The sequence below is a fragment of the Thermoactinomyces sp. CICC 10735 genome (assembly GCF_016055175.1).
GTDB lineage: Bacteria > Bacillota > Bacilli > Thermoactinomycetales > Thermoactinomycetaceae > Thermoactinomyces > Thermoactinomyces vulgaris.
Genome location: NZ_JAECVT010000001.1, coordinates 504,883 through 524,697 on the forward strand (window position 1 = coordinate 504,883; position 19,815 = coordinate 524,697).

Annotated in this window: 19 protein-coding genes; 4 read left to right on the plus strand and 15 right to left on the minus strand. The window is 49.2% G+C overall.

What is annotated here, in order from left to right; genetic code table 11:
- Positions 1 to 15 precede the first annotated feature (15 nt).
- Positions 16 to 966 (plus strand): multicopper oxidase domain-containing protein, encoded by a 951-nt coding sequence (locus I8U23_RS02625; protein ID WP_049720175.1) that lies wholly within the window; start codon positions 16 to 18, stop codon positions 964 to 966.
- Between the two features lie 48 nt (positions 967 to 1,014).
- Here I8U23_RS02625 and I8U23_RS02630 read toward each other — a convergent pair whose 3' ends face one another.
- Both I8U23_RS02630 and I8U23_RS02635 read right to left on the minus strand, forming a co-directional pair.
- The gene (locus I8U23_RS02630) at positions 1,015 to 2,112 is read right to left on the minus strand and encodes a TIGR04053 family radical SAM/SPASM domain-containing protein (RefSeq protein WP_049720176.1); all 1,098 of its coding nucleotides are present in this window, start codon (positions 2,110 to 2,112) and stop codon (positions 1,015 to 1,017) included.
- Positions 2,113 to 2,228: 116 nt separating this feature from the next.
- On the minus strand, positions 2,229 to 2,999 hold the full coding sequence (locus I8U23_RS02635; RefSeq protein ID WP_049720177.1) for a class I SAM-dependent methyltransferase: 771 nt from the start codon (positions 2,997 to 2,999) through the stop codon (positions 2,229 to 2,231).
- Positions 3,000 to 3,701: 702 nt separating this feature from the next.
- Here I8U23_RS02635 and I8U23_RS02640 point away from each other — a divergent pair.
- Complete coding sequence (locus tag I8U23_RS02640) at positions 3,702 to 4,139, plus strand: cupin domain-containing protein (RefSeq protein WP_049720202.1); 438 nt, start codon at positions 3,702 to 3,704, stop codon at positions 4,137 to 4,139.
- Positions 4,140 to 4,197: 58 nt separating this feature from the next.
- Here I8U23_RS02640 and I8U23_RS02645 read toward each other — a convergent pair whose 3' ends face one another.
- From I8U23_RS02645 to hmpA, 7 genes are all read right to left on the minus strand, one after another.
- On the minus strand, positions 4,198 to 5,136 hold the full coding sequence (locus I8U23_RS02645; RefSeq protein WP_049720178.1) for a COX15/CtaA family protein: 939 nt from the start codon (positions 5,134 to 5,136) through the stop codon (positions 4,198 to 4,200).
- 35 nt (positions 5,137 to 5,171) lie between these two features.
- Positions 5,172 to 6,092 carry a heme o synthase gene (locus tag I8U23_RS02650; protein ID WP_198050701.1) on the minus strand — a complete coding sequence of 307 codons (921 nt, stop codon included), beginning with the start codon at positions 6,090 to 6,092 and terminating at the stop codon, positions 5,172 to 5,174.
- 15 nt (positions 6,093 to 6,107) lie between these two features.
- The gene (locus tag I8U23_RS02655) at positions 6,108 to 6,401 is read right to left on the minus strand and encodes a cytochrome C oxidase subunit IV family protein (RefSeq protein WP_037996817.1); all 294 of its coding nucleotides are present in this window, start codon (positions 6,399 to 6,401) and stop codon (positions 6,108 to 6,110) included.
- On the minus strand, positions 6,398 to 7,018 hold the full coding sequence (locus I8U23_RS02660; protein ID WP_049720179.1) for a cytochrome (ubi)quinol oxidase subunit III: 621 nt from the start codon (positions 7,016 to 7,018) through the stop codon (positions 6,398 to 6,400). Before I8U23_RS02660 ends, I8U23_RS02655 begins: the two co-directional genes overlap by 4 nt.
- A complete protein-coding gene (locus I8U23_RS02665; protein WP_049720204.1) occupies positions 7,019 to 8,923 on the minus strand; it encodes a cbb3-type cytochrome c oxidase subunit I in 1,905 nt (634 codons plus the stop codon).
- A 62-nt stretch (positions 8,924 to 8,985) separates the two neighbouring features.
- Positions 8,986 to 9,888, minus strand: coding sequence for a ubiquinol oxidase subunit II (locus I8U23_RS02670; protein ID WP_037996822.1), 903 nt, complete (start codon positions 9,886 to 9,888; stop codon positions 8,986 to 8,988).
- 332 nt (positions 9,889 to 10,220) lie between these two features.
- On the minus strand, positions 10,221 to 11,447 hold the full coding sequence (gene hmpA, locus I8U23_RS02675) for an NO-inducible flavohemoprotein (protein WP_037996825.1): 1,227 nt from the start codon (positions 11,445 to 11,447) through the stop codon (positions 10,221 to 10,223).
- 292 nt (positions 11,448 to 11,739) lie between these two features.
- Between hmpA and I8U23_RS02680 the strand changes: the two genes are divergently transcribed.
- Together I8U23_RS02680 and I8U23_RS02685 are read left to right on the plus strand one after the other, a co-directional pair.
- Positions 11,740 to 12,423 carry a Crp/Fnr family transcriptional regulator gene (locus I8U23_RS02680; RefSeq protein WP_037996828.1) on the plus strand — a complete coding sequence of 228 codons (684 nt, stop codon included), beginning with the start codon at positions 11,740 to 11,742 and terminating at the stop codon, positions 12,421 to 12,423.
- 83 nt (positions 12,424 to 12,506) lie between these two features.
- Positions 12,507 to 12,827 (plus strand): cupin domain-containing protein, encoded by a 321-nt coding sequence (locus I8U23_RS02685; protein WP_049720180.1) that lies wholly within the window; start codon positions 12,507 to 12,509, stop codon positions 12,825 to 12,827.
- Between the two features lie 116 nt (positions 12,828 to 12,943).
- Here I8U23_RS02685 and I8U23_RS02690 read toward each other — a convergent pair whose 3' ends face one another.
- The 6 genes from I8U23_RS02690 to glnA all read right to left on the minus strand — a co-directional run bounded on the left by I8U23_RS02690 (position 12,944) and on the right by glnA (position 19,809).
- Positions 12,944 to 13,810, minus strand: a complete 867-nt coding sequence (locus I8U23_RS02690; RefSeq protein WP_037996830.1) for an HAD family hydrolase — start codon at positions 13,808 to 13,810, stop codon at positions 12,944 to 12,946.
- A 316-nt stretch (positions 13,811 to 14,126) separates the two neighbouring features.
- Positions 14,127 to 15,458, minus strand: coding sequence for a 6-phospho-alpha-glucosidase (locus I8U23_RS02695; protein ID WP_206760039.1), 1,332 nt, complete (start codon positions 15,456 to 15,458; stop codon positions 14,127 to 14,129).
- A gap of 17 nt (positions 15,459 to 15,475) precedes the next feature.
- The gene (locus I8U23_RS02700; RefSeq protein WP_198050702.1) at positions 15,476 to 17,077 is read right to left on the minus strand and encodes a PTS transporter subunit EIIC; all 1,602 of its coding nucleotides are present in this window, start codon (positions 17,075 to 17,077) and stop codon (positions 15,476 to 15,478) included.
- A gap of 112 nt (positions 17,078 to 17,189) precedes the next feature.
- Entirely contained in the window at positions 17,190 to 17,954 is a 765-nt protein-coding gene (locus I8U23_RS02705) for a MurR/RpiR family transcriptional regulator (protein WP_121874405.1), read from the minus strand.
- Between the two features lie 126 nt (positions 17,955 to 18,080).
- Positions 18,081 to 18,368 carry a hypothetical protein gene (locus tag I8U23_RS02710; protein ID WP_121874404.1) on the minus strand — a complete coding sequence of 96 codons (288 nt, stop codon included), beginning with the start codon at positions 18,366 to 18,368 and terminating at the stop codon, positions 18,081 to 18,083.
- Between the two features lie 100 nt (positions 18,369 to 18,468).
- Positions 18,469 to 19,809: a type I glutamate--ammonia ligase gene (glnA, locus tag I8U23_RS02715; protein WP_198050703.1), complete on the minus strand. Its 1,341-nt coding sequence runs from the start codon at positions 19,807 to 19,809 to the stop codon at positions 18,469 to 18,471.
- Between the last annotated feature and the right edge of the window lie 6 nt (positions 19,810 to 19,815).

The window sequence follows — 19,815 nt, forward strand, 5'->3', positions numbered from 1 at the left end:
ACGTGGTGATCATCAATGAAAGCTATAAACTTTCTCTCTGTTCTTGTGATTTCATCGCTTGTCCTGTCCGGTTGTTCCATTGTGCCAAAAGAAGAACCGGAAACACCCCCGGAGAAAACCGAACCTGCCGTGCAACGGGAGAACGCATCGCCGATCCCGCCGAAAATCACCCGGGACGGGAAAACAGTCCGTATTGAAATGACCGCACAAGTGACGGACGTCGAGATCTCCAAAGGCGTGAATTACAACGCCTGGACTTTTAACGGCACGGTTCCCGGCCCGGTGATCCGGGTCAAAGAAGGGGACACACTTTTCTTCACCTTAAAAAACAAAGATCCGAACCTGCCGCATTCGATGGACTTTCATGCCGTCCATGCCGCCCCCGACAAAAAATTTGCAAACGTGATGCCCCGTCAGCAAAACACCTTCGCCTATTCCGCCGATACCCCCGGCGTCTTCATGTACCACTGCGGAACCGACCCGGTCCTGCAACACGTTGCCAACGGAATGTTCGGCATGATCATCGTTGAACCCAAAAACGGCTATCCGACCGATGCAACGATCGACCGCGAATATGTCATCGTCCAAAGCGAATGGTATAAAGAAAATGACCTTGGTGCCATGACCAACGGAATGCCGGAATACAATGTGTTCAACGGCAACGATTATGCTTTGAAAGAACAACCGCTCCATGCAAAAGCCGGCGAACGGATCCGGTTGTATGTGCTCAACGCCGGGCCGAATGAAGTTTCTTCCTTCCATGTGATCGGCACCACCCTGGATACTGTCTATTTGGACGGAAATCCCCGCAACCGGCTACATGGTCTGCAAACCGTGCAACTTTCGCCGAGCGCGGGCGCCGTGATCGAACTAACCGTCACGAAAGAAGGAAACTATCCTTTCATCAGCCATCAGCTCCGGCAAGCTTCCAAAGGCGCCAAAGGAATCATCCGGGTAACCCGGTAAAAAAGAAAGGGACTTCCGACCTTGGAAGTCCCTTTTTCTTTGGTTTTTTCATGTTTCCGGCCGAAACGCTGCCGGAATGTAACTGCAGGAGGGATCGCTCTCCAGATAATCCCCGGTCAACGCATAAGCCCGTGACCTGGACCCTCCGCAAATCTCCTTGAATTCACAAACCCCGCATTTACCTTTCAGCTTCGATTTATCCCGCAAGTTTTGCATGACGGGCGACTCGCGGTAAATTTTCCACAACGGTTCCCACCGGACATTTCCGCAAACCACCGGCAAAAAACCGCTGGGATACACTTCGCCGATATGACTGATAAACACAAATCCGTCTCCGTCATTCACGGCTTTCGGCGCTCTTCCCAAAACATCTTTTCGTTTGCCTGCTTGTGAAACGCCCGTTTCCTGCTGTCGCCGGGACTCCTGTAAAAAGACACGGCGATGGTGCGGCGCTTCCGTCACTTTGATATCACAAGGCATCGTTTTTTTGAGCTCGTACAGCCATTTCATCACCGATTCATGCTCCTCGGGGGAAATCATGTCTTTTTTTAATCCCCTCCCGGTGGGGACCAGGAAGAAGACACTCCATAACACCGCTTCCATCTCTTTGACTGTGTCCGCAATCTCCGGCAAATCTTCCAGATTGTATTTGGAAACAGTGGTATTGATTTGAAGCGGAATCCCCAATTCTTTCAGATATTGAATTCCTCTCATGGTCAAATCATAAGATCCTTTGGTTCCCCGGAAAAAATCATGGATCTCGGCACATGAACCATCCAGGCTGAAGGCCCAGCGGGACAATTTGGCTTCTTTGGCTTTTTCCACCGCCCGGCGGGTCACCCTGGGGGTGGCGCTGGGGGTGATGGAAACGGGTAAGTTCTTTTCTTCAATGGCATATATGGCCAATTCAAACAAATCCGGGCGCATAAATGGATCGCCGCCCGTAAAGACCAACAAAGGCGAATCCATCATCGCAATCTCATCAATTAAATGTTTTCCCTCTTCAAACGAGAGCTCTCTCGGATCCCGGCGGTACTGGGCCTCCGCGCGGCAATGCAAACATTTCAACGCACAAGCCCGGGTGACTTCCCATATCACAATAAACGGATTCACGTTGTAATCCCTTGGTTTTGCCCATGCCTTCATCCCATCACATCCCTTCCAGCTTCATCTTAGCCAAAAAAACGATTTCTCTTTGTGAATAAGATCACAAAACAAAAAAGAGCTTCCCCACAGGAAAGCTCTTCTTCCCATGCAAACCATCATGGTTCCTCCTTCGGTGTGCAAACCAAACAAAAAACGCGATGTGGTATCTTAAGCGTCTCCTCATAATTCTTTTCCAGGAACTCTTTGAACTCATGGTCAAACCTGGCGATTGCATCCGGCGGGAGACTGGCCCCCACCCCTGCGCTTGCCCGGATCCGCCCCCGCCACGCCTCTTGGCTGTATGGAATCATAAGATCAAACGTGAAAGACTCGATACCGGAAAATCCGCCGATCGCCACTTGCGTGAACCACGCCGGATAAACCCCCGTTCCCCCGGCCCCTTGCCAATCCGGATTATACGACAAGATGAGCTTTTCCGTTTTTTCCACAATATTTCCTTTCAGCGGCAGCCAATCCAGGTGGATGATCGCCAGTTTTCCGTGCGAGCGCAAAACACGGCGCACTTCTTTTAACACTTGATCCGCTTGAAACCAGTGCCAGCACTGCCCGGCGGTCACCACATCAAATTCGGAATCCGAAAAGGGCAACGCCTCTGCCCGGGCGATCACATATCGGGAATGGACCCCTTCTTGTTCATCCAGCTCCCGGGCTTCTTTGATCAGCTCTTTGGAAATGTCTATTCCGGTTACCCGGGCCCCTTGCTTGGCAAATTTCCGGGCGAGATACCCGGTTCCGGTCCCGAGATCCAGCACGGATTGTCCCTTGAGACCCACTCCGTACTTTTTAAGACGGTCATATAATTCATCCGGATAACCCGCCCGGTACTTTCGGTAATCGCCGGCAGTCAGGCCAAAATCCACTTTCATCTTTCCGCCTCCCAAACCTGTGATTAAATCGGACTATTGCCGAACCGCATTTTTTCTATTCCGTATTTTTTGTAAATAATGAATACAACCCTGTTCCGTGAACAATCGCAAATTCTGCCACTTTCAGTTTAGCAAAAGAAAAACAAACAAGTCAGTAAACCATGCACCATAAACATCCCGAAAGTCCCTCCCAAAAAAATGAACAAAATGGTTTTCTTCCCAAACAGAAAATATTTTGACAAAAAAATCCGATCCTTTTACGAATAACTCTTTGGGAACTGGTTTCATTGCTGATCCAATCTGTAAAAGAAACGGAGGGATAAAGATAGAAATCCTATATTTAATTTTGATCTACGCCGTACTGTCATCGATCTTCCTATTCGGGGCTATCACTTTTGGAAAAAAGTTGAATTGGGAACCCAAATCGGCCTATATTTTGGCTAGTATCCTGGATAGTGTTTTGCTTATCATTTTAATCATTTTGTATTTAATTTGAAACATTTTGACAAAAAAGACCTCACATCACGAGGTCTTTTTCTTTTGTGTTCACTCTTTGATTTCAAAAACACGGAACATCTGCCCACGGATCCCCATATGTATAATGTGAAATCACCTTTGAAAAAAGCATGAATACCTTTGAAAGGGATGAGCAATGTGTATCACTACATGTATCCTCCTTATCCGTATCCTTATTATGCTCAAATGCCTGATCCATCCAACCCCAACAGGGTCCGGTTCGAAGATCAGGGAAAAAAACCTTTTGTCATCAATATCGAACAAGCGGCTGAACAAAACCAAACGTTTCGCACGGCCATCTGGACGGGAGATCATTTGCAGGTGACTTTGATGAGCATTAACCCCGGGGAAGATATCGGCCTGGAAGTCCACCGCAATGTAGACCAGTTCTTGCGCATTGAAGAAGGCCAGGGCTGGGTGCAAATGGGACCGCAAAGAGACCGGTTAAATTTCCAAAGAGCCGTATTTGAAGATGATGCCATCATGGTTCCGGCCGGCACATGGCACAACATTATCAATACGGGATATCAGCCTTTGAAACTCTACAGCATTTACGCCCCGCCGGAGCATCCGTTCGGCACGGTTCACCGGACCAAGCGGGATGCGATGGAAAGAGAAAGATAATTTTCCCCAAATAAAAAACAGGCCACCATGATAAGGTGGCCTTACTCTTGTCAATCTTTCATAGTCTGTTTCTTCTCTGTGGCACGGTTTTAAAAGCCAGCCAACTCAACAGGCAAATGATCAGGCTGGGAAAGGTAACATGAAGCAGGAAGGCCGCCAGGCTCAGTCCGGTGTAAATCAACAAACCGCCACTTAAAAACTGCAAGACGATCAGGATTAACATGGCCCGGCAGATGCCCCACAAATCCTTTCTTTCCTGACGCATCCGGTAAGCCAACACGCTCAGCCGGAGGATCATCAAAAGAAGGACAAAACCTGAAAGGCGGTGAACCCAGTCAATCACCAGCGCATGCCGGGCGATTTCATAAGGTTCCGTCGGCACCGGCCATCCTTGAAAGAAAGAACCGGAACCGGTAAATGAGACATACGCCCCGAAGTACACCACGAAGAAGAAATATATCACCGCGAACCAGGCCCATTGTCCCAGCTTTTTCATCCCGGCCGGATCCGCTTCCTTTTGGTGGCGTGACGGGTCCACCTCGTTTCGGTACAACCATCCCGTCCACAAAAACAATCCCACCACCGAAGTGAGAGCCATCCCCATATGAAAAGCCAACACCCACGGCGGGTTGTCAAAAAGAACCGTCAACGCGCCCAATACCGACTCCCCGATAAATCCCGAAAAACAAATGCCGATAATGATTCGCATCGCTTTCCGGTCCCGGTATCGTGTCCAGGAGAGGACGGTCAACACGATTAAGAGGATCATGTCAACCAGGACACTCACCCGGTGGGTGTATTCAATGGCAACATGCTTATCCCATTCGCTTGGAATCCATTCCCCGTTACAGAGGGGCCATTCTTCGCCACAACCAAAAGTGGACCCTGTCTTGGTGTCGACAAAACCGATGAGATTGACCAAAAACAACCCGATCAGCGTGATGAGCGCCAACGGATAAAGTTTTTTCCGATGGCGGAAAATGGTTGCCGTTTGCATCCTCTCCCTCCCTTCTTAGAAAAAAAGGAGAAATTTTATATCAATACATCCATGGCCATGGCAGCAAACAAAACCGTCAAATAAGCCAATAAAGCCCGAAAAGCCCGTCTCGCCCACAGGATCTCGTCATCCGGTTCACGCCACATCAAGATCTGAGCCGCCAAAAAAGCCAACCCGGCAAAGACGGCCGTGACCAGATAAAAACCACCAACCGCTCCGGTCATCGCCAATCCCAAAGAAACAGGCAAAAGAAGCACCGTATAAACCAAACATTGCCGTTTTGTGACACGAAAACCCCGGACTGCCGGCATCATGGGAACGTGCGCCAAGCGATACTCCTCATTTCTCACCATGGCCAGCGGCCAGAAATGAGGCGGCGTCCAAACGAAGATTATGGCAAACAACCACACGGCTGTCCAACCGATTTCCCCCGTCACCGCAGCGCATCCCACCATCGGGGGAAGAGCGCCGGCTCCGCCCCCGATGACAATGTTGAGCGGTGTTCTCCGTTTCAACCACACCGTGTAGATCACGGTGTAATACAAGTAGCCGGCCAGCGCCAGGAGGGCGGAAAGCCCGTTGACGAAAACGGCCAACCAAATCAGGGACAACATGCCCAGACCCAATCCGAACCAAAGCGCGGATTGCGGACGGATCCGCCCGGTGGGAAGCGGTCGATGGATGGTGCGTTCCATCAGTTGATCCATGTCACGGTCGTACCACATGTTAAAAGCGGATGCCCCCGCGGCACACAACGCCAAACCGACCGACATATGAACCAAGGTCCAAACCTCCGGCCACCCCCCCTCGGCAACGATGGCGGAACAAAGCGCCGAAAAAACCATCAGGAGTACAATCCGCGGTTTGGTCAAGGCCACATACGCCTTGACCTTATTGATCACCGCAGGAAGCAACCGGGTGTCTGATGAAACCGCATGAACCGATGGAGCCGGCATTTTCCTCACCCCTTATTAAAAGTAACTGAAGGTCATCACCCAAATGGATCCGGCTATCACGGCAAACGTAAACACAAATCCCAGCGAAATGGCGATGGTATGATAAGCCGGCCCTTTTTTTTCATTGATGTGCATAAAGAAAACCAACTGAATCAAAATTTGCAAGGCGGCCAACACCAGCAAGACCGTCAAGGTCCCAACCATGGAAAGCGGGGAACGGACGGCAACCCCGATGGCCAAAAACGTGAGCACGATCGATCCGATAAATCCGATCACATGAGACCAGGGGAAACTGCTTGTTTTTTTCATTCAATCACCCCCACCAGATAAACCAGCGTGAAGATCAGGATCCACACCACATCCAAGAAGTGCCAGTAGAGTCCCGCGTTTGTGAATTTCCTTGCCGTGGCCGGATTGATGGATTGGCGCTTCAGCTGAACCATCACAGAGGCAAGCCAACCCATGCCCAGACATACGTGAAGTCCGTGGGTTCCAAGCAGTGTATAAAATCCGGACAAAAACGCGCTCCGCTGCATGGTGGCCCCTTCGGCAGCGTATTTGACAAACTCACTGGCCTCAATCCCGACAAACGCCAATCCCAAGGCGATCGTGGCGGCGATCCACCCGATCATGGCATTCAACCGGTGGTTTTTCATCGCGTGCATCGCCAAACCACAGGTGAAACTGCTGGTCAAAAGCAGGATGGTTTCCAGCGTGAACAGCGGAATTTCAAACAGTTCGGCCGCGGACGGGCCCCCGTCGGTATGCGTACGCAAGACAAAATAAGTGGCGATGATGCTGGCAAATAGCACCAAATCCGACGCAAGGAACACCCAAAAGCCCAGAACATAACGGTCTTGATCCTCGTGATGTTCATGGTCATGCGCTTGGTGATCCAAAACAGCTTGTTGTTCCGTCGCTCCCATTTACGACACCCCCTTGGCAGTCGCTTTTTTGATTTCATCGACGGGAATGAAATAACCCTCATCCTTTTCCAACGAGCGCCACAACATACATGCAATGATCCCGATCAACCCGATGACCGCAATGGTGAATTGACTGAACACCAATCCGAATCCGCCGATAAAGAAGGCGATCGACATGAGGAACGGAATGGGCGTATTTTTCGGCATGTGGATCGGTTTGAGTTTTGAACCGGTTTTCAAACTGTCCCGGTTGCCCCGTTTTTTCTCCCACCAGGCGTCAAAACTGCCCACTTCCGGGATTTGGGCAAAGTTGTAATGCGGTGCAGGGGAAGGAATCGACCATTCGAGGGTGCGGCCGTCCCACGGATCTCCGGTTGTGTCCAACTCTTTATGGAACAAGCTGTAGACAATTTGAGCACCGATGAACAAGAAACCGGCTCCCATCATAAAGGCACCGATGGTGGAGACAAAGTTGAGATCTCCCCAACCAGATTCAGCCGGGTAAGTGTACACGCGCCGGGTCATGCCCATGAATCCCAAAGCGTATTGCGGCATGAAGCAGACATAAAAGCCGATGTTAAAGAACCAGAACCCCCATTTTCCAAGCTTCTCGTTTAATTTGAAGCCAAACACTTTCGGCCACCAGTAATACATTCCGGCCAACAGTCCGAAGACGGCTCCTCCGATCAAGACTTGATGGAAGTGGGCAATGAGGAAATAACTGTTGTGGAACTGATAATCCGCCGGTGCCATCGCCAGCATGATTCCGGTTGCCCCGCCCACGACAAAGCAAGGAATGAAAGCAAGTGCCCACATCATCGGCAGGGTCAGCCGGATGCGTCCTCTGAACATCGTAAACAGCCAGTTAAACACCTTCACACCCGTCGGAATTCCGACCGCCATGGAAGCGACGGCAAAGAAACTGTTGACTCCGGGGCCGGCCCCCATCACAAAGTAATGGTGTGCCCAGACGAAGTAACTGATCACGCTGATAAGCATCAGCGACATCACCATCGATTTGTAACCAAAAATGCGTTTCTTGCTGAAGGTGCTGATCACTTCCGACAAAATTCCGTAAACCGGCAGGATGGCAATGTATACTTCCGGGTGACCCCAAATCCAGAACAGGTTGATATACATCATCGGGTTCCCGCCGCCATCCATCGTAAAGAAATGGGTATCAAAAATCCGGTCCAACCCGAGAAGCGCCAAAGCCACGGTCAAGGCCGGGAAAGCGAAAATAATGATGATGCAAGACCCGAGAACCGACCAGGGAAACAGTGGCATTTTCATCAAGGTCATGCCGGGTGCCCGCATTTTCAGGATCGTGACGATAAAGTTGACACCGGTTGCAATGCTTCCGATTCCTGAGATCTGGAGCGACATCAGGTAGTAGTTGATTCCGGGGCCCGGACTGAAATCCACTTCGGATAACGGCGGATAAGCCACCCATCCGGCGTCCGGCGCACCGCCCAGAATAAAGGAAAGATTAAACAGCATCGCACCGAAGAAAAACAACCAGAAACTGAGTGCGTTCAAGAAAGGAAATGCGACATCGCGTGCCCCGATTTGAAGGGGAACCGCAATGTTCATCATGGCAAAGATCATCGGCATGGCCACAAACAAGATCATGATCGTTCCGTGTGTGGAAAAAATTTCGTTATAATGTTGCGGATCGAGAAAGTGCATATTGGGCGCCGCCAGCTGAATCCGCATCAACAGCGCATCCACGCCACCGCGGAACAACATGATCAGGGCGCAGATCAGATACATCACCCCGATTTTTTTATGGTCCACCGTGGTCAGCCATTCGCGCCACAACCAGCCCCACTTTTTAAAATATGTCAGCACAAAGATGATCCCGAGCAGAACAACCAAGGAAGCAACCGCTGACATTTGAATCATGGGGTGGGCGTTTTTCAGGTAATCAACGATTTGCTGAATCACTGTTGGATCCCACCTTTCCGTTATTCATGAACAGGTTCATGGCGAACGTCCATATCATGTTTGTCCCAATAGATTCCTCCGTTTTTATCCACGATTTGTTTGTAAAGTTTGGGCGGATAAGACGAGTACGACTGCTCTTTTGCCAAACCCGGCTGTTTCAATTGATCATATTTTTCTCCTGTGAAAGCAGGTGCGGATTTCTTCACGCTTTCTGCCCATGCATCGAATTCCGCCTGCGGTTTGGCAATCACTTCAAAATTCATGTGGGCAAAGCCTTTTCCGGTAAAGTTGGCTCCTTTTCCTTCATACACACCGGGTTTGTCGGCTTGCAACCAAAGCGGCATCTCCATTCCCGGCATGGTGTACAATTGCCCGCCCAATTCCGGAACCCAGAAGGAGTTCATGGGGGCATCTGAAGTGAGCACAAATTGAACCGGAACCCCTGCCGGAACGGGTGCATGGTTCACCGTGGCAATGTTTTGTTCCGGATACAAGAAAAGCCATTTCCAGTCCAATGAAACCACTTCAATGGTGATCGGCTTGTTCGGTGAAGGTTTTTTCGTCAATCCATATGTGTCCCGAACCGTTGCCACACTCAAGATGGCGACAATCACCACCGGAATGGTCCACCAGATGATCTCCATGATTTTGCTGTCATCCCACTCCGGACGGTAGGAAGCTTTATTCCCCGGTTTGTCCCGATACCGGTAAACCACATAGAAGAAGAACAGCATCACCGGGATCACAATCAAAGACAGCATGAGAACGGACAACTTGATCAGATCATACAGAGTCATGGCGACCGGTCCGGACGGATTAAACATGACATAACGGTCATCGCATCCTGTCAGCAATAAAATGAGAACAAATCCCGGTACCGGCAAAAGCTTTCTCAGTCTGTTGGATGCCCGCAATTTCTTCAACAATTCTCCCTCCCATAACACTTGGAATGTCACTGGCTGATGAGTCCAATTCTCCAGATTTTGTGACAAACATCACAAATGAAGGATTCATAAAAATGATTCATGTCCTTGTGTCTCTGGTATGAATTCCTCCTGCCTGTATTTCATTTTTTTGTTACACCTTCACTTTAAACGGGGCGTTGCGCCGCTTTTGTGATTCACATCACATAACGGATGTCGTTCACAAAATGGCGACAAAATGTTTGACACTTTGTCAATTTCTTTTCTTTGCCACGGCTTATAAGCTCTGCAAACAAAAAAACCACCCGTATCGGGTGGTTTTCATTTTCCCGTCATGAACCGGCATCTATGGTGTCAAGCGGGCGAAAAGCTTCATAATGAATGCGGCTTTCATCCACATTCATCTCTCGGAGCGCCGAATAAACAACTTCCATAAACGGAACCGGACCGCACAAATAAAAATCGGCACCGGTATGGTCCACCACGGACTCCAGCCACTTTTTGTCAATCCATCCCTCTTTGTCAAAGGATTTTTCCGCTCGGTCCTCTTCGGTCGGCGATTCATAAATCACATAAGATTTCAGCCGATCACAAGTTGCCGCCAAACGGGCCACATGCTCTTTCATTGCATGGTGTTTGCCGTTTATGGCCGCATGAATGCAGGTTACATCCCGGTCCGGCTGTTTTTCCACCAAGGTGTTCAACATGCTCATGAGGGGAGTGAACCCGACACCTCCGCTGATCAACACGACCGGGTTCGTGGATTCGGTATCCAAAACAAAATCACCAGCCGGCGAACTGAATTCAAGCACATCCCCTTCCTGCACCTGTTCATGCAACCAGGTGGAAACCACGCCGGGAGGATTTCCATCCCGGACATCTTCCCGTTTCACGCTGATCCGGTAGGTGTCCTTTCCGGGAGCATCGGACAAACTGTAATGGCGGTGATGCATGTATTTTTCACCCGGAATCTTTGCCCGGATGGTCAGATACTGTCCGGGACGGAATGAAGCAAGGGGCTTATTGTCTTTGGGTTTTAAATAGAAGGAGGTGATCACCTCGCTCTCCTTCACTTTTTTCACCACCACAAATTCCCGGAAACCTTCCCAATTGCCTTCTTCCGATTCCGTTTGTTCATACAACTTTTGTTCGATTCCGATGAATTGATTGGCGATGTAATCATAGGCCTTCACCCAAGCCTGGATAATCTCATCCGTCGCTCCGTCCCCCAACACATCTTTGACAGCCTCAATCAGCGTTTCGCCCACCACAGGATATTGTTCCGGTTTGACCCCGAGCGCCCGGTGTTTATGGGCGATTTTCATGATGAGTGGTTGGATGTCCTCCAAACGGTCGATATGCTCCCCGCTCACATAGACGGAATGCGCCAAGGAACGTTGCTGCAAACCGCGTTTTTGGTTACTGTGGTTAAAAATATGGAGCAACTCCGGATGACGGGTGAACAATAATTCATAAAACCGTTTTCCGATCGCTACACTGTTTTCTTTCAGTACCGGAGCCGTTGTTTTAATGATTTCCATCGTTTTTGCATCCAGCATTTATAAAAAGCCTCCTCCAGCAAAAATCCCCTTTTATTTTAGGCAACCATTCATGCTTCCTTGTCGTGTGTTTTTCTTCATCCCGACAACATAAAAAATAACAAATTATATAAAATGATTTATTAAACATTATAAACATTGTCATATGAACAAAATGTGATCTGGATCACAAAAATGCAGGTGTTCACAGAACGTTGACAGAACCGAAAACGCTTTGTTGTTGACGAACGGGGAACGCATCCCTTTGAATGAAATTAAACACCATTTATTTTCATTTCTGGAGGCGGTAACTATGAACCGCAAGGTTGAAATCTTGAAACGGGTGCCTCTCTTCCGGGACCTGAACAACCAAGAGCTGGAGAAAATCGCACAAATCACCTCCTTGAAGGAATACCCCAAACATTCCACCATTTTTATGGAAGCGCAACCAAGAACAACGGTTTACTTCATCGAGTCGGGAGTCATTAAAGTCACCAAAGTGGACAATCAAGGAAACGAACAAGTGATTTCGATCCTCCAAAAAGGCGATATGTTTCCTCACGTGGGTTTTTTTGACGACTCCCCCTACCCCGGAACAGCACAAACCATCCAAAACAGCAAACTCCTGGCGATCCCTATCCATGACTTTGACCGCCTGCTGGATGCCAATCCCCAAATCGCCAAATCCGTCATGAAAATCATGGCCGTTAAAATTTTGCAACTGCAAAGGCGCCTTCAGGAAGTCATTTCCGGCGATGTTTATCACAAAGTGGTCATGACTTTGCTGAGGCTCGTCGATGAATACGGCGTCTCCAAAGACAAAAGCATCTTCATTTCCCTGCCTTTAACCCACCAGGATTTTGCCAATATGCTGGGATTGTCGCGGGAATCCGTCAACCGGGTGTTAAACCAGTTAAAAAAGGAGAACTTGATTGATGTGAGCCGGAAAGGAATCAAAATTCTGGACTTGAAAACCCTGCAAGACAAACTCTCGTGATCTTTTTTGTGAGATATATCACATCACATGCCCCGAATCTATGCCATACTCAAATTAAGTTTTGAAAGAAGGAGGCTCCGCCTGTGTCTTTGGTTGAAATCAAAAAAGAAGGACCGATTGATAAAGGAGTCACTCGCAACAAAGTACTCGACTTTGATCAAGGAATGGCGATCAATCTGCAAATCAAAGCCGGGGAAACCGTCCCCCGCCATCATGCCAATACCGATGTGATTGTTTATGTGGCAAGCGGGGAAGTCCTCTTTGGTGTGGAAGAGAATCGGCACCATATGAAAGAAGGATCGTTGCTGCATTTGAAACCCTTTGAAAAGCATGACATTGAAGCGCTTCAGGATGCGAGCCTGCTGGTGTTTAAAATCGGCTCCAACCCCCGTTGCAGTTTATGATCATAAAAAACGGACGGCCCTTAAGCCGCCCTTTTTTATTGTCCGGAAACCGCATTAAAAACAGCTCCACATACAAAAAGTTGCCGGCAGCTTTTCCTGCCGGCAACCCTCTGCGCTTACGAACCGAAAAATTCTTTTCGCAGAAAATGGTATAATCCATTCTCGTCATACGGAAGTTCCGTCACTTCATCCGCATTCTCTTTGATTTCATCCGCTGCGTTTTGCATGGCCACCGCACGGGATGCCAATGCAAACATCGAGAGGTCATTTTCGCTGTCGCCAACGGCCATCAAATGGGCAGGCGCAAGTTGATATTCTTTTAACACCAAGTTCAACCCGTATGCCTTCGAAACCTGGTCAGCCATGATTTCACAATTATGCTTGGAAGAAGACAAAAGGGTAAACGGCGTGCGATTTTTCATCTGCTCCAATTCATTTCGCCATTTCCGGATATTCTCCGGTTCCATGCTGAAAAAATAAATTTTGACGATATCTTCATCCACCAAATGATCCAGCCAAACCATTTTTTCTTTTAAAGCGGCTTTCCGGGAGAGCCATTCATTTGCAAACAATGTGTCAGGCTTTTCCCGGAACACTTCCTCCATCATCCGCTCTTTCTCTTTTGCCAGAGCAAAACGGACGCCTTCTGCCGTGTGAACTTCATAATAGATGTTCTTTTGTCCGGCTTGAAAAACGGCTTCTCTCACGACGGACGGATCCAAAGTGCGGCGGGAAATGATCCGGTCCCCGATATAAGTCACCGCCCCGTTGGCTGTCACCACCCCGTCGATTTCCAGATGTTCCGGAAGAACCCGCCGGACTTCGGGAAAGGTCCGTCCGGTCGCGACAAAAATCCGGATCCCCTTTTGCTTGAGTTGTCTGAACAGATCAACCAATTCCGGCTCCACCTGACTGTTTACATTTAACATCGTCCCGTCCATGTCCAGTGCAATCGCTTTGATCTCTGCCCGGTTTCTTTCCATGGCCCTCCCCTTTCTCATTCCTGTTTGTACATACATGCTATCATACACATCCCCGGCGGTTTCCTCAACTCCGCCTCTTCATCCCCGGCACCTTCCCCCGCTTGTCATCAATCATTCTGCTTGAATTTAGTTTGTGTTGCAAACTTATTTGCGATGTCAAGAAAGTTGAAACGCATTTTGAGAACGGACGTTGCCGCTTCGGTTGCTTCCGTCCGTTCTCTCTTTGAAAATCGCCATCCCTTTCGCATCAGCGTTTGTTTCAAAACAAAAAACATCCAAGCCTTTTCAGGCTTGGATCCAAAATCCGGGCCAAACGTCATTTTAATTCCGGCCAGTATCCCCGGTTGGCCTCAATCAGGTCATCCAGCACTTTTTTCGCCACTTTGGCACTGGGGACGGTTTTGGACAGGGTCAAAGCCTGCCACAATTTTTGGTAACTGCCTTCGATGTAGGCTTGCACCACCATTTTTTCCACGGTAACTTGTTGAAGCATCAAAGCTCTTTGGAATTCGGGAATTTTTCCCTGGCTGAGCGGTTCCGGGCCGTCGGAGCCGACAATGCACGGGACCTCAACCATGGCATCATCATCAAAGTTGGCAATGGCACCGTTATTTTCGACAATCATAATCATCCGCTCATGGGTGTTAAATGCAATGGCCCGGGCCAGATCGACGATGAAGGTTGCATGGCTGCCGATGGCAAATTCACTTCCTGCCGCCGTCCCTTTTTCAATGATTTCTCTGGCGGTGGAAAAGACTTTCTTCTCCCTCCCGTCCATCACTTCATTGGCCCGCGTGTATTTGGGGTTGGAACTTTCAACCACTTCATCGGGATAGAAATAATATTTTAAATACGTGTTGGGCAAAAACCGCGGGTCGACCGCCAACAAATCTTTCGCTTTTTTATGCGTTTCCTGCCAGCTGGGATCCATGTGCTGGGTATCGACTTCGATCTGGGTCAAATACCCGTTTTCTTTCACATATTCGCGGATTTGCGGCAGGTATTCATTGCCTTCCTTGTCTTTGACGCTGGTCCACCAACCGAAGTGATTCAACCCGAAATAACGAACATCCAACTCTTTCGGCGTTTTGCCGATAATCTGGGACATTCTCCGGAGGGTTCCCACCGGCATGTCGCAAATGTTCAGCACTTTGGCATTCGGGCGGAGAATCCGGCAGGCTTCGGCCACGATGGCGGCCGGATTGGAGTAGTTTAACATCCACGCATCCGGGGAGTATTTTTCCATCCAATCGATTAATTCAATCATCGGTCCGATGCTACGCATGCCATAAGCAATGCCTCCGGGACCGCACGTTTCCTGGCCGACCACCCCGTGTTTGAGCGGAATTTTTTCATCCAGCTCGCGCATTTCATATTTCCCGACCCGGATGTGGGCAAAACAGAAATCGATGTCCGTGAATGCTTCTTCCGGATCGGTGGTGTAAGTGTACTCGATCTCCGGCGCACGTTCGTTCAACACGATTTTCAAGGCTTCCCCGATCATGTGTTGCCGCTTTTCATCGTTATCGTATAATTTCAATTTCCGGATCGGAAACGTTTCCAAATGATCCAACAGCATCATGACGATTCCCGGTGTATAAGTGCTTCCTCCGCCTGCAATCACAATGGAAAACTTTTTCATCACCATCTCTTCCTTTCTGTGAGTCATTCTTGACCGGCGCGTCCCAAATACCGGTCCACGGCTTTCCGGATGTTTGTCACCTGCAATCCGTAAACCACCTGCACGTTTTGGTCGCGAATAATCACTCCGCTGGCACCGGTTTCATTTTTCAAAACCGTTTCATCCACCTTTTCCGGATGAACCAATGTCAGCCGGAGACGTGTGTAACAATTGGTCACCGCTTGGATGTTTTCCGCCCCGCCGAGCGCGCGGACAATGACACCGGCCACATCGGATGTTTCCTTTGAAGCTTGTCCTACGGTTTGGGTTTGTTTCTTTTTCTCCTGGTAATCTTTTTTGGAATAGAGCCGGACTTCTTGTCCTTTTTCTTCCCGGCCGATCGTTTGAAAATTGAATTTGACGATCAGGAAACGGAAAACCACGTAATAAATGACAAAGAACATCAGTCCAACCAACACATACATTGGCCAACTGGTTTTCTGGATACCCAGCGGCAGGTTGTACAGCAAAAAGTCAATCATCCCGTTGGGCCCGATGGCGCGCACATCCAGCAGGTTGAGAACCACCATGCTGAGCCCGCTGAATACGGCATGCACCGCAAACAACAACGGCGCGACAAACATAAAGGAAAATTCAATCGGTTCGGTCACCCCGGCAATGAAGGAAGTAAACGCCGCCGGAAGCAACACCGCTTTGGCCTTGGCTTTGTTTTCAGGTTTGGCCGTGTGGTACATCGCCAGGCACGCCCCGATCAACCCAAACATCTTGGAAATCCCGCGCGCATCCCAGATCACGCTCTCCGAAAGCCGGGTAACCCCCGGATGAGCAATCTCCGCATAATAGATGTTCCGGGCTCCTTCATAAATTTGTCCGCCGACTTCGGCCACTCCCCCCAGTGAAGTGTACAAAAACGGGGTATATACCAGGTGATGCAATCCGGTCGGGATGAGCAAGCGTTCCAATGCCCCGTACAAAAAGATCCCAAAACTCCCGCTCCGTTGAATCAGCGTCCCCAAGCTGTTGATCCCGCTTTGGAAAAAAGGCCAGATGTACATCAAGACCCCGGCCAGCAACACCATCGCCGGAATCAGGAGGATAAAGACGAAACGGGATCCGCCGTAAATTTGAAAAGCGCCTTTGAATTCCGTATCGATCCACCGGTTATGAATAAAAGCGGTTACAATTCCGAGAATGATTCCCAAAAAAACGCCCATATCCAGAATTTGCACGCCCAAAACCAGGGTTTGCCCCGTTCCTTGCAGCGATTCCGCCTCCACCAACAATCCGCTCAATTCCATAAACTTATTCATCGCGTGAACAAAGACCAAATAACCCAGCAAGGCGGTGAATCCTGCGACCGGCTTTTCTTTCCGGGCCAGGCCGACCGTGATTCCCACACAGAAAATAAGCCCCAGATTGCCCAGAATGGAAACCAGGGATCCGGCCAATATGGAGCCAAATCCGGTTGTCACCGGGTTATTCATCAAAGGAACGGTTTCCAAGAGTTTGGGATTGGTCAACAAATTTCCAAGTGCGATCAATATCCCCGCAATCGGCAAAATCAAGACGGGGATAAACATCGCTTTGGAAAACCGTTGCATGGCTTCCATCAGCTTTGCCTTCATGGTGACACCTCCAGTTCAGTGGTTCGGACTTGTCTCCAGTTTATAGCGAAAGCGCTTTCTTGTATATGTTTTGACAAACGAAAAAAACGTGTTTCACAAGTTGAAACACGTTTCATCCGCCTTTGGGTGACATCCGGTCGAAATACTCTTTGAAAATCAGTTCAAACAGCATCAGCAACCGGGGAAAAAAGATGTTTGGCAACATATTCCGGTCATCCAGCTCATAATTATCCACGATTTTAAAATTGAGATCCGAAAGTTCGGCTGCCCGGTTCTCCGTTTCTTTGGTGAACGACACGGTAAAGATTTGATGTTCTCTGGCCGCCTTCAGTTTATCAATCACCAGCTGGGTTTCGCCGGATTTGGAAATCGCCACCAACGCCCCGATGTCTTCCAAATTGTTTTCAAACACCCCGACGGAGTCCGTCCCGCTGGCAATAATCGTCTTCTTTCCCAACACCAACAGCTTTTTATACAAATATTCCGCCGCGATCGCAGAAAATCCGGTGGCATAAATAAAAATCAATTTTTTCCGCAAATGAAGCACCCGATCGATAAACCGTTCAATATCGTCCATGGTGTTGAACTGAAAAAAATCTTGCGGACGGATTTCCGGAAAGTCTTTCATTCTCCCGCCCGGCCGGACTTCCATCTTTTTCACTTGCGGCAGAAGCTGGTAATACATATCGACAAACCCGGTATAACCCAACTTTTTGGCCAAACGGATGACTGTGGCGGGCGAAGTGTAATTGGCTTTGGCCACCTTGCGGACGCCCATTTGCAAGACGGTGTCGATATGTTCAATGATGTATTGCAAAATTTGTTTATCCAATTCCGTCAGATTTTTTCCATGAAACATTTTGCGAAGATCGATCAAGGGCTTTCAGCTCGCTTCATTCCAATTTTTTTCATTATAGCACAATCTTATGCCCCGCCGCTTGGCAAGGAGCCGACAAAAAAAGCACCTGCCCGCGGGTGGAACAGGTGCCGGAAAACGAAAAAATCACCACCAAGGGGAACATTGGGTTTCCAACTGATAATCCTCATCGTAAACACAAACTCTGAACGCCCTGTCCAAACTGTTGGAAGCCGGATAGGCCCATGTGAAATTTCCGGCACCGCTGGCTGTGCGAAGCGCGCCGTTTCCAACGGTATACACCGTGGACCGGTTGGCAGTGCAATTGGCATCTTCCAGCCAAGCCCCTTGAAACGTACAAGCCAGGGCTCCCGCCTGATTTCCAGATGCTTTTGCCGTCACCGGTGCCCCTGCCAGACACAACGTAAAAGCCATTCACCGTTTCGCTCCCTTCATTTCCGGATACATCCCCGATATACTATTCCGAAAATGAAGAAAAAATGTTATGCCCCCGGGTTCCACCGGGGGCTTTCGGTCAATAATAATGCATATATTGTTCGCGTTCCCAAGGATGGACATTGGTCCGGAACATATCCCATTCAATTTCCTTGGCTTCCAAAAAGTGCGAAAGCGCGTGTTCACCCAATGCTTCCACCATGACCGGATTGTTTTGCAATTCAATCAAGGCTTCTTTCAAGCTGGACGGCAGATCTTCGATGCCGGCTTCACGCCGTTCTTGTTCATCCATGACATAAATGTTCCGGTCCGTTTGTTCCGGAAGCGGGAGCTGATTTTTGATTCCGTCCAATCCGGCTTTTAACATCACCGCCAAAGCCAGGTAAGGATTGGCCGCAGGGTCGGGGGAACGAACCTCAATACGTGTGCTCAACCCGCGGGAAGAAGGAATCCGCACCAAGGGACTGCGGTTTTTCGGCGACCATGCGACGTAACAAGGCGCTTCATAACCCGGAACCAGCCGTTTGTAAGAGTTGACAATCGGGTTGGTGATCGCTGTAAATGCACGGGCATGCTTTAAAATCCCCGCCAGGAAATGCCGGGCGGTTTCACTCAGGCCCAATTCATCGGAAGGATCATAAAAAACATTCTCCTTGCCGCGGAACAGCGACATATGGCAGTGCATACCGGAACCGCTGACACCATAAAGCGGCTTGGGCATAAAGGTCGCATGCAATCCATAGCGGCGTGCCACGTTTTTGACCACCAGCTTAAATGATTGGATATGATCGGCCGTTGTCACCGCATCCGCATATTTGAAGTCGATTTCATGCTGCCCAGGTGCCACTTCATGGTGGGAAGCTTCAACCTCAAAGCCCATTTTGTCCAGCGTCAACACGATATCGCGACGGCAGTTTTCCCCGAGATCCACCGGAGCCAAATCAAAGTATCCGCCTTTGTCATTTAAATTGAGTGTGGGCTCTCCGTTTTCATCGGTTTTGAACAGGAAAAATTCCGGTTCGGTTCCCACGTTGAAAGAGGTGAATCCCATTTCTTCGGCTTCTTTGAGAACACGTTTTAAGATACCGCGGGGATCCCCTTCAAAAGGCGTTCCGTCGGGATTGTAGATATCACACATAATCCCGGCCACTTTGCTGCCGTTCACGTCATTTCCCCACGGGTAAATCACGAATGAATCCAAATCCGGATAAAGCAGCATATCCGACTCCTCGATTCGCACAAACCCTTCAATGGAGGAACCGTCAAACATCATTTTGTTGTCCAATGCTTTTTCCAATTGGCTCCGTGGAATTTCCACATTTTTAATGGTTCCCTGCAAGTCGGTAAAAATCAGACGGATGTAAGCGACATTTTCCTTCTCCACAATTCGCATAATGTCTTCTTTGGTATGCTTCGCCACAGTTCG

Coding starts and splice junctions, on each gene's coding strand:
- I8U23_RS02625 (WP_049720175.1), top strand. CDS start 16: ATGAAAGCTATAAACTTTCTCTCTGTTCTTGTGATTTCATCGCTTGTC.
- I8U23_RS02630 (WP_049720176.1), bottom strand. CDS start 2,112: ATGAAGGCATGGGCAAAACCAAGGGATTACAACGTGAATCCGTTTATT.
- I8U23_RS02635 (WP_049720177.1), bottom strand. CDS start 2,999: ATGAAAGTGGATTTTGGCCTGACTGCCGGCGATTACCGAAAGTACCGG.
- I8U23_RS02640 (WP_049720202.1), top strand. CDS start 3,702: ATGCCTGATCCATCCAACCCCAACAGGGTCCGGTTCGAAGATCAGGGA.
- I8U23_RS02645 (WP_049720178.1), bottom strand. CDS start 5,136: ATGCAAACGGCAACCATTTTCCGCCATCGGAAAAAACTTTATCCGTTG.
- I8U23_RS02650 (WP_198050701.1), bottom strand. CDS start 6,092: ATGCCGGCTCCATCGGTTCATGCGGTTTCATCAGACACCCGGTTGCTT.
- I8U23_RS02655 (WP_037996817.1), bottom strand. CDS start 6,401: ATGAAAAAAACAAGCAGTTTCCCCTGGTCTCATGTGATCGGATTTATC.
- I8U23_RS02660 (WP_049720179.1), bottom strand. CDS start 7,018: ATGGGAGCGACGGAACAACAAGCTGTTTTGGATCACCAAGCGCATGAC.
- I8U23_RS02665 (WP_049720204.1), bottom strand. CDS start 8,923: ATGATTCAAATGTCAGCGGTTGCTTCCTTGGTTGTTCTGCTCGGGATC.
- hmpA (WP_037996825.1), bottom strand. CDS start 11,447: ATGCTGGATGCAAAAACGATGGAAATCATTAAAACAACGGCTCCGGTA.
- I8U23_RS02680 (WP_037996828.1), top strand. CDS start 11,740: ATGAACCGCAAGGTTGAAATCTTGAAACGGGTGCCTCTCTTCCGGGAC.
- I8U23_RS02690 (WP_037996830.1), bottom strand. CDS start 13,810: ATGGAAAGAAACCGGGCAGAGATCAAAGCGATTGCACTGGACATGGAC.
- I8U23_RS02695 (WP_206760039.1), bottom strand. CDS start 15,458: ATGGTGATGAAAAAGTTTTCCATTGTGATTGCAGGCGGAGGAAGCACT.
- I8U23_RS02700 (WP_198050702.1), bottom strand. CDS start 17,077: ATGAAGGCAAAGCTGATGGAAGCCATGCAACGGTTTTCCAAAGCGATG.
- I8U23_RS02710 (WP_121874404.1), bottom strand. CDS start 18,368: ATGGCTTTTACGTTGTGTCTGGCAGGGGCACCGGTGACGGCAAAAGCA.